This is a genomic window from Pseudomonas sp. rhizo25, from assembly GCF_031931935.1.
Classification (GTDB): Bacteria; Pseudomonadota; Gammaproteobacteria; order Pseudomonadales; family Pseudomonadaceae; genus Aquipseudomonas; species Aquipseudomonas synxantha.
In genome coordinates this window covers 59,896-72,933 of sequence record NZ_JAUJXA010000005.1, presented here as the reverse complement: position 1 = coordinate 72,933, position 13,038 = coordinate 59,896, and the positions used below count along the sequence as shown (strand labels likewise).

Sequence of the window (13,038 nt, the reverse complement as noted above, 5' to 3'; positions counted from 1 at the left end):
TACGCCTTACTTGGAAGTGTCGGCCAGCTTCACGCCCCACAGGCGCGGCTTGGCAACAGGCCAGGAACGATAACCCTCGACACGCTTACCCATGGCGCCGATGGCAGTGCCGTTGTAGATGACCACCATCGGTACATCCTTGAGCATCAGCGTGTGCAGTTGGTCGAACAGGGGCCGGCGCTTGGCGGGATCCACTTCGCGCTGGGCCTCACGCAGGATCGCCAGGGCCTCGGGGTTGTCCCAGACTTTGCGCGGTTCCTTGTCCTTGTCGCCGATCACCGATTCGTAGCTTTGCGCCGCATCGAAACGTCCCGAATAGGAGAACGACATCATCTGGTAGCTACCGGTCTGGTAACGCTCCAACTGTGTGCCCCACTCCAGGGTTTCCATCTCGATGTTCAGCCCTGCCGCCTGGGTCATGGCCTGGCTGAGCAAACCCATGTCGAACATCTGCGGGTAGCGTTTGTTGACCAGCATGCGGATTTTTTCACCGCGGTAGCCGGCCTCCTTCAACAGGCGCCGGGCCTCGTCGAGGTTGTAGGTATAACCCTGGTGCGCGGTGCTGTCGTAGTACGGACTTGCAGTGGGAATGATTGAGTTGTTGACCATCGACAAGCCGTCGGACAACGCCGCGACCATCTGCGAGTAATCCAGGGATAACGCCACCGCACGGCGGATGCGCACATCCTTGAGCAACGGGTCGCGGGTCTGGAAAAGCAGGCCGCTGATGGTCATGATCGGGCTGACCTGGACCTGCAGATTCTTCACCTGCTTGAGTTGCGCAGCGTCCATCGCCGTGACATCCGGCAGCAGGTCCACGCCACCCGACAGCAACGCGGCCTTGGCCGAGGCGGAATCGGGGATCACTTCAAACCGCACCTTGTCGACAAACGCCTGCTTGTTGCCGGTGTAGCCGTCCGCCGTGGCCTCGGCCCGTGAGCTGTAGTCCTTGAAACGCTCCAGCTCGACGTACTGGCCCTTCTGCCATTTGCCCAGGGTGAACGGCCCGGTGCCAATCGGTGCGCGCCAACTGCCATCGGCAGCCAGGGAGTCCGGGTGCAGGATGCCGCTGCCGGCACAATCCGGGCGAGCCATGGCGGCGAGGAACAAGCCGTTGGCCTGGTCCAGGGTGAACACCACGGTGTTTGCGTCGGGGGCGGCGACATCGACGATCTTGGCCGCACCGCGCCCATCGAACTCCGCCAGGCAACGCCACTGGGTCTTGGGGTCGAGGTAACGCTGCCAAGTCCATTGCACGTCCTTGGCGGTCAGCAACTGGCCATTCTGGAAGTGCACGCCGTCGCGCAGGGTAAAGGTGTAGCGCAGGCCATCCGGCGACACGGCGACCGCACTGGCGAGCATCGGCGCGACGCTGGTGTCTTCGCGGTACGCCACAAGGCCTTCGACGATATGCATCATTACCGCATCGGTATTGTCATCACGGTTGACGCCCGGGTCGGTACTGCGGATATCACCGTTGAGGCCAACGCTGATGACCTTGTCTTGGGCGACGGCCATGGAAAACGTGCACGCCGATAGCGCGACGGCCAGTGCCGTCTTTACGTAATTGTTCACGGGAGAAAGACTCCTTGAAGGAATGTTCCGGCCGTTGGCGTGGGCCAAGGCAGGACCGGCATCAGAATGAGTGAATCCTTGGTTATTGTTATACGGTCTGTTCTGAGTGCAGCGTGCAGCGGTGAATCAGCCCAGGCTGCGCTTGTGGCGCAACACCTTGGCGAAAAAATCCTGGGCCGCCGGCATGGCCTTGATGCCCTGGTGCGCGACGTTGGGCAGCAGGTCAAAGTGCACCTGCACACCAGCGGCCTCGAAGCTGGCCTTCAAGGTAGCCAGACGTTCCGGTCGCGTACGCCCGGCAGCGTTGGCACCGGCCATGTAGTGCTTGCCGCCTTCACGGTGGGTAATTTCCCAGGTTTCGAGGTCTGAATCCCCTACCACCATATGCACGGGCAATCGCCGCAAAGCTGGCAGGTTCAACGGTTTGCCAAAGCGTGTGGCAAAGTCCCGCACGCCGACCCACCAGTCCTGATTGGCATCGAGCAGGGTCACCGAACCCGGTGCGCCGATGGACGCCGCCCAGAGTTTTTCGGGATGCAGGTAGCAGAAGCGATGGGTGAATTGCCCACCACCGGAATAGCCGAACAGTGCAAAGGTATCGAAGCTGCGACCGTAGCGCTTGCCAACGCTGGCGATCATGTCGAGCAACACTTGGTCGTAACGGATATCGCCTTCGACCATCTGCTTGTAGCCATCACCATTGCCGTCGCCCAACACGCCGACCGGGAACAGCGGCGACAGGATCACACAATCGTTCCAGCGGCCAAATTCCGCGAAACCATTGCGATAAATCTCCATTGCGCGGGTCGAGCCGTGCAGCGAAACCACCAGGTCTACCGGCCGGGTGCGGTCCTCGATGCTTTCAGGCACGTAAAGGGTGTAGGCAAACCGGCTGTCCTCATAGTGGGAGTACACGGTGGTGGCGCCGAGGTGATACACGTTTTTTTCCGCACGTAATGCTGCGCTTTCAGGGCTGATATCTGGATTGCTCATTTGGAAAGTTCGCCGAGTCAGTTCGGACTTGAGTATTGGTCGAGCACTATAAAAAGAAAAACTAATTTAACTTTAACCAGAGTAAACAAAAGCTTTACTATGCCGGCGTACCCATGAGCGCGGGCCTACCCATGAGCAACATTCGTTTCTTCAAGACGTTTATCGCCGTCGCCGAGTACGGCAGTTTTGCCGCCGCCGCCGACCGTGTGGCCCTCACCAACGCCGCCGTCGGCCAGCAAATGCGCGCCCTCGAAGAAGAGATGCGCCGACCGCTGTTCGACCGTAGTCAGCGGCAGATCAAGCTGAGCCGCGATGGCGTGTTGTTGCTGCCCAAGGCCAAGCGCCTGTTGGCGGACTACGAGCAAATGATTGCAGAGGCGCCCGATGGCATGGCCATGGAAGGTGAAGTGTCCATCGGCGGCATTACCTCCGGCATGGGCCTGCTCGCCAATTGCCTGGTGCAACTGAAAAAGCTGCACCCGCGCATATCGGTCAACCTGATGACCGCCCGCTCCGACGAAGTGGTCAACCTGGTACACGCTGCCAAGCTCGACGCGGCATTGCTGATCGAGACCGCGCGGCAGAACTTCGATGGATTGAGCTGGACCCTACTCTACAACGAGCCCATCGTCATGCTCGCCAATACTGCGCAAACCGCAGGCATCAATGACGCTGTGGAACTGCTCAGGACCCAGCCGTTCATTCGCTATGACCGTTCCACCGCCGTGGGCCGCAAGGTGCAGTCGATCATCAAGAGTGAATCGGTCGAACCGCTGGAAATCCTTGAGCTGAACTCGATCATCGGCATCGCAGACCTGGTACGCCAGCAAGTCGGAGTTGCTATTGTGCCGCTGCTGAAAAATTTCGACTGGCACAAAGACCCAAGCCTGCGTGTACTGCCATTGCCGGGAGACCTGGCGGTGCGCCGAGTGGGGATCTTGGAGCAAGGCACCAAAAGTGCAATTACCGGGGAAATTCGCAAGCTGCTGATGTCGGCTGTGGCAACGTAATCATCCCCTTTTGCCTGTAGTACCCAGCCCCTGAAATCGCAGACAAAGAAAAGCCCGCGATGGGGCACGGGCTAAGAGGTTTTCACCAGGAGCTGGAGTAACCATAAACACATGAATGTGAAGAGGACGTGAAAGGTTGTACTCAGTACGCCACGACGATCGCTCGCGCCAACTGCATGTCAGACATTAGCGGCGAGTTGTAGGTCGAGCGATAGTAGCGAGAAGCCTGCTCAAACTGCGCGCCGCGGACCTCACCATCAGAGCCAATGAATGCGAGCGCATCGTTCTTGGCTTTTTTCATCAACGAGGGACCATACATTGTAAATGCCGTTGTTCCACCGAGGATCATGGTCGGAAACAGCGTCGTGACGGTCAGCGCCCGCTCTACTGGATTTTCGACATACCACGCCATTACGTCAGCACTGATCGACACCGTGATGATGGCTGCCAAGGCGCCAGGACGAACGCCCGGTCGCTGATGGACCCGACGTGATCGGCTTTCAACTTCAATCCGCACTCGCACCAAAGGTTACGCAATAGTCTTGTATGCCTCCTGCCTAGGCCTGATTGGTTAGTTTCAGCCAATCAATGACTTACTTGTCGAGGCCCTTATGTCACTTACCCACACCGCCTGCGTCCTCCTGTACCTCCTGTTGCTCGGCACTGTCTGGCCCAGCCACGCCAGAGATTTGGCCGAAGGACTTACTGAACAGTCGCCTTCCGTGGCACTTGAAAATAAAAACCAACGGTACCCGCAATGGACCGGCATCGGCTCACTGAAAAACGCCTTAGGCCAGACCTGCAATGCCGTTCTGCTCGACACGCGCAACCGCCAGGGTAAGGCCGTCGGCCCGGCTTATGTGCTGACCGCCGGGCATTGTGTGTTCTACAGCTACGGTACAGCGCGCGTGCGCCAGGCGTTTACCGCTGATGTCACCTTCAATTACTTTCATGACACGCCAGAACAGCGTGTCACCTATGCCGTCAAGACAGCGCATTGGAGCAGCATGGCGGGCACTGACCTGGCCGTGCTCGAACTGGATACATCACTGGGCGTGCTGGTGGCCGGCGCGATCATGCCACTCAAGCTGGCCTCCCAACGGCAGACGTCGGATCGAGACGTGATCAACGTGGGAGCGCCGACCGGATTCCTGAAAAAAGGCCTGCGCATGAGTGCCTGCGTAGAGTCGACCCTCAACAGTTTTGCCGAGCACCCCGGCGTGTTCCCCAGCGCCTTGCGCAACCGCTGCAACGGCCTGCGTCCAGGCAGCTCCGGCAGTCCGATGCTGGACCGTAACTCCAATGAAATCACCAGCATCATCAGCAAAGTCGCGTCTGCCATTCAGAAGGACATTCTCAATAGCTGCCAGAACAACTCGGCGTGCGAAGCTGCCAAATTCAACTACAGCTACCCCGCCAACGACTTGTACTACTGCTTTGTAGACGGCGTTTTCCGTAACGACACCCCGACCTGCCAGCTCAAGGCCGTTGAAATCACGCTGGACGAACCGTGGAACCTGAAACCCTATGTGCATTTACAACGTGACGCCGCCGACAAAATTATTCGTCCGACTTGGAACCTGAGGTTTTCAATCCAGGAACCGTTCTACCGATTCAAAGCCGTGAATGACATCAGCGATTGCGCACGCACGCACGGTTACCAAGTGGCTGCCGCCTCTAATGAAGCCTACATCAATCAGCCCATCGGCCCAGAGCTGGGGCCGCATGTGCTGTGCATACTCGGGGTGCAAAAGGCCGAGCAGCCGCTGACCGAAGCGCTGCTGCGCAATGCGTTCACCCATTCGGTATTCCTGACCAACCCGGCACCGGCACCGCAGCTCAAGCACCGCTATCACGTCGCCTGGGAAACCCAGTACAACGGTTTCAGCCAGCATTACTACTACAGCGTGAATGCAGCGATCAGCACCATCTGTGGCGATATTGACGACGATCGCTACACCCTGGCCATGGATGGCATTTTCATTGACATAGCAGAGCTGCCGATCATGTTATGCAGCTATGCACGCAACAACGGTGGGCAACCGTCGGCCATTCGCACGGATGTGATCAGAGGCGCAACGGTTCGCTCACAGCGTCATGCCAGGTGATGCGGCAATTTTTTTCCAGCAACTTCTGGTGTTTAGAGGGCTTTAGCATGGCAGCCACAGCCAAGCTGGTTGCGCTTCGCGCAATGCGGCATGCCTGGCGCAACATTAAAAGGCCGCCTAAGCGGGTCATGCGGTTCAAGTCAGTTATGTTTCAGCAGGACCGAGACGTGCTCGATCAATGGCCTCGTCCAGAACCATCTCGAGACGCGCCATCTTGGTACTGATCGAATAGTTAGCGCCGTGGGTGGTTGCCCGGCTACTAAAGTCGAGATTCGCTGCCTGCATAGATTCAACTAACCCCTTTGCCTGCTCAGGTTCCTGTTGGCAGAACTCGATGACCCTCAGGTTAATTTTCTTGAATGTTTCGGCCAAGGCACGACTGAATCTGCCCGCATTCTCATTGGTAAATGCCACAAAGTATTTGGCGATACTACAATCGGGGGAGTTGAGATGGCACTCAGCGCACAAGAGAAAGCAATTGAACGGCAAATGTGTACCGCCCAGGGAATGCGCAATTATGTGCGCTACTTCTTGGTAACCCGTGACGCCACAGCACCAGCAAATTCGCAAATCTTCATGATCGTCCTCGATGGCCTCTCGGACATATTCACAAAAACCATAGTCATCTACCCACTGCAAATTCTGCAGCCATGCATTACGCACCGTAGTGCGAGTGACCGTCCGACGCTTTGGTGGAAGCTCCATTAGCTACTTTCCTGCCACCCGACTCAGATGTGTCGATCATCGCAAACCTGCCCTTCCAAAAGCCAGTGGTGCCAAACCTTTCATCTGTACCCAGGCAAGTTGCGCGACGTTGCTATTCAGGCGCACCCGCCTTGGCGATCAACTCACGCAACCGGGAATCCTTAGGCTCAAACACATCGAGGAGCCCGATCGCCTTAAGAGCGGGTAAAGATTGAATAATCTCTCGCTCAGCCAGCAGTTGATCATCCATGCTCGCGTCCGAATCACTCCAAACCCGTACGTTTGCCAAAAAGGCACCCACCGTCCCCTTACGTACGGTCACTCCTTCAAATGTTGCTTCGTTTGTGTCGTCGGCGAGAATATCTTCGGCACGCATATCAGTCTCCGCAGTTGGGTTGCTTTAACTTTTCGGCCTTTCGGAAAAGAGCCTCATGCCGACAATAGCGTAATTATTTTGCGCTGGCATATAAATGCAAACCCGGCGCTTGGCCGGGTCCGTTGATCTGAATGCTCAGTTGTCAGGATGCTCACTGGCTACTGAATCGGCAGCGTCCACGTCCGACATATCTTCCTCGAGGGGTGCCTCGTCATCCGGTGGCAGCGGGATATGATCCTCATCGCGCTTTGGATCATGACCGGTCTCATTGTCCGTGCCACGCGTTACTGCCTGCTGTGAAATATTGCCTGGGGCGTTCTCGTTGATTTCCATGCTGTCTCTCCGCTGTAAAAGCACGACAAATACGCACTTAAACCATTGGAGTAGGCCTGTAGCAGCGAGTGCCGGGCATTGGACGAACGGAGGATCGGAAGGCTGTGTTGGGGCGTAGGGTTGGTAGCTGCTTTGCTTAAGCACTCCTACAATCAATCCAGCGGTTATCTCCTAGGGAATTTGAAGGCAAGAAACGGATAGCGAGCCTGCGAGGGTGCCTGTCTTATGCGCAGACACAAACGACAGGAGCCGCACATGACTTTTCGTATTTCCGGCCTTTCTCCAGAGCCATTCAAGGCGCTATTTGGGCTATCTGACCCCGAGCTGGACTCACTTAACATCAAGCGCTACCGCGTGGACACCAGGCCAGGATTCCCTGATCGCATCGAAATGAAGGAGGCCGAGATAGGCCAGAACGTACTTTTGCTGAACCATCTCTGTCAGCCCGCCCACACGCCTTACCGTGCCTCACACGCTATATTCATACGTGAGGGTGCCAGTCAGCAATACAGCGCCATCGATCATGTGCCCGAATCCGTTCGAATTCGCCTCCTGTCACTGCGCGCTTACAGTGAGAGCGGAATGATGATTGATGCTGATGTGGTCGAAGGGGCAACTGTTGAGGAGGGAATAGCTAGGTTGTTCGCTAACCCGGAAGTCAGCTATATCCACGCTCATAACGCAAAACGAGGTTGCTACTCCTGTCGGATAGATCGCGTGTGAGTGTCGTTGTAGGAGAGCACTGATTCGCCAGATACAAGAAGCCCAGCGCTGGGCTGGGCGTCTCTATTTCATTGATCGTTTTCGTCTAAATCAAGCATCAACGTATCCTCCGAACCGGGGATGAATGCTATTCAGTTTCTCAATGAAGCCTGGGCAATCCCTGCTCAGCTTAATTATGGTATTGCTCGTTCAAGACCGGGTAGTTTTACGCAAGTATTGCGCGGTTTTTGCTCAGGCACAAAAAAGCCGATCTATCTGATCGGCTTAAGTGTCTGATTTTACTCAGGAATAATGGTCGGGACGGAGTGATTCGAACACTCGACCCCTAGCACCCCATGCTAGTGCGCTACCGGACTGCGCTACGCCCCGACTAGGCGTGTTACTGGGTTCGCTTCTTAACGAAGCGAATCGGAATATACCGCAAGCTTTTGAAATGTGGAAGTATTTTTAAAGCTTGAATCATTTCTTCAGTACCACCAGCACATCTTCCAGTTCGGAGATCATCTGGCGGATCAGTTGCTTGTACTGGGTGGTGTCGTCTTTGGCTTCATCACCGGACATACGCTGGCGTGCGCCGCTGATGGTGAACCCCTGGTCGTACAGCAACGCGCGGATCTGTCGGATCATCAGCACATCCTGGCGCTGATAATACCGACGGTTCCCGGTGCGTTTGACGGGGTTGAGTTGAGGAAACTCCTGCTCCCAATAGCGCAGCACGTGTGGTTTTACCGCACATAGCTCGCTGACTTCACCAATGGTGAAGTAGCGTTTGCCTGGGATGACGGGTAGCTCGTCGTTATGACTTGGTTCCAGCATAAGCCTCAACTCGGGCCTTTAACTTCTGCCCTGGACGAAAGGTGACCACACGGCGAGCCGTGATCGGGATTTCTTCTCCCGTTTTTGGATTGCGGCCAGGCCGCTGGCGTTTGTCCCGCAGGTCAAAATTGCCGAAACCGGACAACTTGACCTGTTCGTTGTCTTCCAGAGCGTGGCGGATCTCTTCAAAAAACAGCTCGACCAATTCCTTGGCCTCGCGTTTGTTCAGACCCAGCTCTTCGTACAGACGTTCCGCCATCTCAGCTTTCGTCAAAGCCCCCATACGTCACTTCCTTAACGTGGCGTTTAACCTTTGTTCGAGCGAGGTGAGGATATTTTGTGTCGTGGTATTCACCTCATCGTCATTAAGAGTGCGCGATGGATGCTGCCAGGTCAAGCCAACTGCAAGGCTTTTTCTATGCGGATCAATGCCTTTACCCTGATAGACGTCAAATAGCCTGAGGTCTGTCAGCCATTCCCCTGCATTTTCACGGATTACGTCCAGGACGGCAGTGGCGGCGACGTCACGGTCGGCGATCAGGGCCAGGTCACGGCGCACTTCAGGGAAGCGCGACAACTCGCTGAATTTAGGCATCTTGCCCGTGGCAACTTCAGCCAGGACCAGCTCAAAAACGAAGACTGGGCGATCCAGCCCCAGGGTTTTCGACAGTTCCGGATGAATAGCACCAACAAAGCCCACCAAACGACCTTCGCGCTCGATACGCGCAGTCTGGCCCGGATGCAATGCTGGGTGGCTGCCCGGCACAAAGGTGAAGGCATCCAGCGCACCGGCAAAGCCCAGTACCGCTTCCACGTCAGCCTTGACGTCGAAGAAGTCTACGACCTCGCGGCCCTGCGCCCAGCCTTCCGGCAGGCGGCTACCGCAGACGACGCCGGCCAGCATCGGTTCCTGTTTAAGACCATCGAGCTGACCCACAAAACGCAGGCCGCTTTCGAACAGACGCACGCGGTCTTGCTGGCGGTTCAAGTTGTGGGAAAGCGCTTTCACCAGACCCGGCCACAGCGACGAACGCATGGCGGCCATATCGTTGGAGATCGGGTTGGCCAGCAACAGCGGCTCAACACCTGGGTTAAACAGCTCGAACTGCTTTGGGTCGATGAAGCTGTAAGTCACAGCTTCCTGATAGCCGCGGGCTACCAACAGACGACGCAACTCTGGCAGGGCCGCACGCGCCTCGGCCTTCGGCTGTGGCGCCAGGCGCGCTTGCGGGTAACGAACCGGCAGGCGGTTGTAGCCGTACAGGCGCGCCAGCTCTTCGATCAGGTCGACTTCCAGGCTGATATCGAAGCGATGACTTGGTACTTCAACCTGCCACTGCCCTTCCCCACTCGAGGAAATGCCCAGGCCGAGGGCCGACAGCAGTTGCTCGATTTCAGTCGGCTCGATCACCAGGCCAAGCATTTGCTCGACGCTTTTGGCGCGCAGGGTGATCGGCGCAATCGACGGCAGGTACTGTTCGTTGACGGTTTCGGTGATCGGGCCGGCTTCGCCGCCAGTGATGTCCAGCAGCAGGCCAGTGGCGCGCTCCATGGCTTCACGGGCAAGCTTCCAGTCCACGCCACGCTCGTAGCGGTGCGACGCATCGGTGTGCAGGCCGTAGGAACGCGCCTTGCCAGCAATAGCGATCTGGTCGAAGAATGCGCTTTCAAGGAACACGTCACGGGTGGTCGCGGACACGCCGCTGTGCTCGCCACCCATTACGCCGGCAATCGCCAAGGCGCGGGAGTGGTCAGCGATGACCAGGGTATCGGCACGCAGGCTGACTTCCTGACCATCCAGGAGCACCAGCTTCTCGCCTTCTTCGGCCATGCGCACGCGGATGCCGCCGTTGATTTCGGCGAGATCAAAAGCGTGCAGCGGCTGGCCCAGCTCCAACATTACGTAGTTGGTGATGTCGACAACGGCGTCGATACTGCGCACGTCTGCGCGACGCAAACGTTCCACCATCCACAGCGGGGTTGGCTTGGACAGGTCGACGTTACGGATCACACGCCCCAGGTAACGCGGGCAGGCATTTGGCGCCAGCACGTCAATCGAGCGTACTTCGTCGTGCACTGCCGGCACGGCAGCGACGACTGGACGGGCGACAGGCGTGTTGTACAGCGCGCCCACTTCACGGGCCAGGCCCGCCAGGGACAGGCAATCGCCGCGGTTCGGGGTCAGGTCGACCTCGATGCTGGCGTCTTCCAGTTCCAGATAGACACGAATGTCCTGACCCACTGGCGCGTCGGCCGGCAGTTCCATCAGGCCATCGTTGCCCTCTCCCACCTGCAACTCGTCCTGGGAACACAGCATGCCGTTGGACTCAACACCACGCAGCTTGGCCTTCTTGATCTTGAAGTCGCCCGGCAGTTGGGCACCGATCATGGCGAACGGGATCTTCAGGCCCGGACGCACGTTAGGCGCTCCGCACACGACCTGGAAGGTTTCCGCGCCATTACTGACCTGGCACACACGCAACTTGTCGGCATCGGGATGCTGCTCGGTGCTCAACACCTCGCCCACCACTACACCGCTGAAAACACCGGCGGCCGGCGTAACGCTATCGACCTCAAGACCGGCCATCGACAGACGCGCAACCAGCTCGTCGCGACTTACCTGCGGGCTTACCCAGCCACGCAGCCATTGTTCACTGAATTTCATCCTGCTCTCCTAAAGATTCGTTACGACTAGCGAAATTGCGCAAGGAACCGCAAGTCGTTGTCGAAGAACAGACGCAAGTCGTTCACGCCGTAACGCAGCATGGCCAGACGCTCAACGCCCATGCCGAAGGCAAAGCCCGAAAACTCTTCCGGATCAATCCCGGACATGCGCAGCACGTTGGGGTGGACCATGCCGCAACCCATAACTTCCAGCCAACCGGTCTGCTTGCAGACGCGGCAGCCTTTGCCGCTGCACATCACGCATTCCATGTCGACTTCAGCCGATGGTTCGGTGAAAGGGAAGAACGAGGGACGGAAACGCACCGCCAGCTCCTTCTCGAAGAACACCCGCAGGAATTCTTCGATGGTGCCCTTGAGGTCGGCGAAGTTGATGTCGCGATCCACCAGCAGGCCTTCGACCTGGTGGAACATCGGCGAGTGGGTGATATCCGAGTCGCTGCGGTACACACGGCCTGGGCAGACGATGCGGATCGGCGGCTTGTTCGCTTCCATGGTGCGGACCTGTACCGGCGAGGTATGGGTGCGCAACAACATGTTTGCGTTGAAATAGAAGGTGTCGTGCATCGACCGGGCCGGGTGATGGCCTGGGATGTTGAGCGCCTCGAAGTTGTGATAGTCGTCTTCGACCTCAGGGCCTTCGGCAATGCCGTAGCCGATGTGAGTGAAGAACTGTTCGATACGTTCCAGAGTCCGGGTGATCGGATGCAGACCGCCCGAGGCCTGGCCACGGCCAGGCAAGGTAACATCAATGGACTCGGCGGCGAGCTTGGCCGCAAGATCGGCCCCCTCGAGCGACGCCTTGCGCGCATTGAGAACCTCTGTGACACGCTCCTTGGCGACGTTGATCAGCGCACCGACTTGCGGGCGCTCTTCAGCTGGCAAATTCCCCAGGGTCTTCATCACCTGAGTCAATTCACCCTTCTTGCCAAGGTAGTGAACCCGGATTTGCTCCAGGGCGTTTACATCTTCAGCGCTTTGCACAGCCTCGAGGGCTTGGGCGACGAGCGCGTCCAGGTTTTCCATGTACAGACTCCAGATACAAAATAGGGGAAGAGCTTGAAGGCTCTTCCCCTATTTATGACGTTTAACACCTTGGGCTACAGGAGCAGCCCAGGGTGACTGTCGGGGGTACTTAAGCCAAGGTGGCTTTAGCTTTCTCGACAATCGCAGCAAACGCCGCTTTTTCGTTCACTGCCAGATCAGCCAGAACCTTACGGTCGATCTCGATGGACGCTTTTTTCAGGCCAGCGATGAAACGGCTGTAGGACAGACCGTTAACACGTGCACCAGCGTTGATACGAGCGATCCACAGAGCGCGGAACTGACGTTTTTTCTGACGACGGTCACGGTAGGCGTATTGGCCTGCCTTGATTACCGCTTGCTTGGCAACACGGAATACGCGTGAGCGTGCGCCATAGTAGCCTTTAGCAAGTTTCAGAATTTTTTTGTGACGTTTACGGGCAATGACGCCACGCTTTACACGAGCCATGAGTTACTTCCTCTATTCTTGATCCAAAAATTAACGAAGGCGCAGCATGCGCTCGACTTTTGCCACGTCAGACGGATGCAGCAAGCTGCTACCGCGCAGTTGACGCTTACGCTTGGTCGACATTTTGGTCAGAATGTGGCTCTTGAAAGCGTGCTTGTGCTTGATACCGTTAGCAGTTTTCAGAAACCGCTTAGCAGCACCACTTTTAGTCTTCATCTTTGGCAT

Annotated in this window: 15 protein-coding genes and 1 tRNA gene; 3 read left to right on the top strand and 13 right to left on the bottom strand. The window is 57.2% G+C overall.

Annotation, left to right across the window (positions count from 1 at the left end; translation table 11 throughout):
- Positions 1-6: 6 nt before the first annotated feature.
- Both QZR30_RS12710 and QZR30_RS12705 read right to left on the bottom strand, forming a co-directional pair.
- Positions 7-1,575, bottom strand: coding sequence for an ABC transporter substrate-binding protein (locus QZR30_RS12710; protein WP_311903367.1), 1,569 nt, complete (start codon positions 1,573-1,575; stop codon positions 7-9).
- Between the two features lie 126 nt (positions 1,576-1,701).
- Positions 1,702-2,568 carry an alpha/beta hydrolase gene (locus tag QZR30_RS12705; RefSeq protein ID WP_311903366.1) on the bottom strand — a complete coding sequence of 289 codons (867 nt, stop codon included), beginning with the start codon at positions 2,566-2,568 and terminating at the stop codon, positions 1,702-1,704.
- 131 nt (positions 2,569-2,699) lie between these two features.
- Here QZR30_RS12705 and QZR30_RS12700 point away from each other — a divergent pair, with 131 nt between their 5' ends.
- A complete protein-coding gene (locus QZR30_RS12700) occupies positions 2,700-3,578 on the top strand; it encodes a LysR family transcriptional regulator (RefSeq protein ID WP_043049434.1) in 879 nt (292 codons plus the stop codon).
- Positions 3,579-3,720: 142 nt separating this feature from the next.
- Here the strand turns inward: QZR30_RS12700 and QZR30_RS12695 are convergent, their stop codons facing one another.
- Positions 3,721-4,029 carry a DUF2388 domain-containing protein gene (locus tag QZR30_RS12695; protein ID WP_442967539.1) on the bottom strand — a complete coding sequence of 103 codons (309 nt, stop codon included), beginning with the start codon at positions 4,027-4,029 and terminating at the stop codon, positions 3,721-3,723.
- A gap of 160 nt (positions 4,030-4,189) precedes the next feature.
- Between QZR30_RS12695 and QZR30_RS12690 the strand changes: the two genes are divergently transcribed.
- A complete protein-coding gene (locus QZR30_RS12690) occupies positions 4,190-5,686 on the top strand; it encodes a trypsin-like serine peptidase (RefSeq protein WP_046068849.1) in 1,497 nt (498 codons plus the stop codon).
- A 144-nt stretch (positions 5,687-5,830) separates the two neighbouring features.
- Here QZR30_RS12690 and QZR30_RS12685 read toward each other — a convergent pair whose 3' ends face one another.
- The 3 genes from QZR30_RS12685 to QZR30_RS12675 all read right to left on the bottom strand — a co-directional run bounded on the left by QZR30_RS12685 (position 5,831) and on the right by QZR30_RS12675 (position 7,100).
- Entirely contained in the window at positions 5,831-6,391 is a 561-nt protein-coding gene (locus QZR30_RS12685; protein WP_068967471.1) for an HNH endonuclease, read from the bottom strand.
- A 112-nt stretch (positions 6,392-6,503) separates the two neighbouring features.
- Positions 6,504-6,767 (bottom strand): hypothetical protein, encoded by a 264-nt coding sequence (locus QZR30_RS12680; RefSeq protein WP_046068851.1) that lies wholly within the window; start codon positions 6,765-6,767, stop codon positions 6,504-6,506.
- A 135-nt stretch (positions 6,768-6,902) separates the two neighbouring features.
- Complete coding sequence (locus QZR30_RS12675) at positions 6,903-7,100, bottom strand: hypothetical protein (protein WP_043049592.1); 198 nt, start codon at positions 7,098-7,100, stop codon at positions 6,903-6,905.
- A 255-nt stretch (positions 7,101-7,355) separates the two neighbouring features.
- Between QZR30_RS12675 and QZR30_RS12670 the strand changes: the two genes are divergently transcribed.
- Complete coding sequence (locus QZR30_RS12670; RefSeq protein ID WP_059397212.1) at positions 7,356-7,823, top strand: DUF1203 domain-containing protein; 468 nt, start codon at positions 7,356-7,358, stop codon at positions 7,821-7,823.
- 292 nt (positions 7,824-8,115) lie between these two features.
- On the opposite strand, the gene QZR30_RS12665 is transcribed toward QZR30_RS12670, so the two are convergent.
- From QZR30_RS12665 to rpmI, 7 genes are all read right to left on the bottom strand, one after another.
- A tRNA-Pro gene (locus QZR30_RS12665) sits at positions 8,116-8,192 on the bottom strand.
- A gap of 90 nt (positions 8,193-8,282) precedes the next feature.
- On the bottom strand, positions 8,283-8,639 hold the full coding sequence (locus QZR30_RS12660; RefSeq protein WP_003174972.1) for a MerR family transcriptional regulator: 357 nt from the start codon (positions 8,637-8,639) through the stop codon (positions 8,283-8,285).
- Entirely contained in the window at positions 8,620-8,922 is a 303-nt protein-coding gene (gene ihfA / locus QZR30_RS12655) for an integration host factor subunit alpha (RefSeq protein ID WP_002553164.1), read from the bottom strand. The genes QZR30_RS12660 and ihfA overlap by 20 nt, the downstream gene beginning before the upstream one ends.
- A 3-nt stretch (positions 8,923-8,925) precedes the next feature.
- Positions 8,926-11,304, bottom strand: a complete 2,379-nt coding sequence (pheT, locus tag QZR30_RS12650; RefSeq protein ID WP_311903365.1) for a phenylalanine--tRNA ligase subunit beta — start codon at positions 11,302-11,304, stop codon at positions 8,926-8,928.
- A 26-nt stretch (positions 11,305-11,330) separates the two neighbouring features.
- Complete coding sequence (gene pheS / locus QZR30_RS12645; protein WP_059397210.1) at positions 11,331-12,347, bottom strand: phenylalanine--tRNA ligase subunit alpha; 1,017 nt, start codon at positions 12,345-12,347, stop codon at positions 11,331-11,333.
- 109 nt (positions 12,348-12,456) lie between these two features.
- A complete protein-coding gene (gene rplT / locus QZR30_RS12640) occupies positions 12,457-12,813 on the bottom strand; it encodes a 50S ribosomal protein L20 (RefSeq protein WP_002553161.1) in 357 nt (118 codons plus the stop codon).
- Between the two features lie 30 nt (positions 12,814-12,843).
- A complete protein-coding gene (rpmI, locus tag QZR30_RS12635) occupies positions 12,844-13,038 on the bottom strand; it encodes a 50S ribosomal protein L35 (RefSeq protein WP_002553160.1) in 195 nt (64 codons plus the stop codon).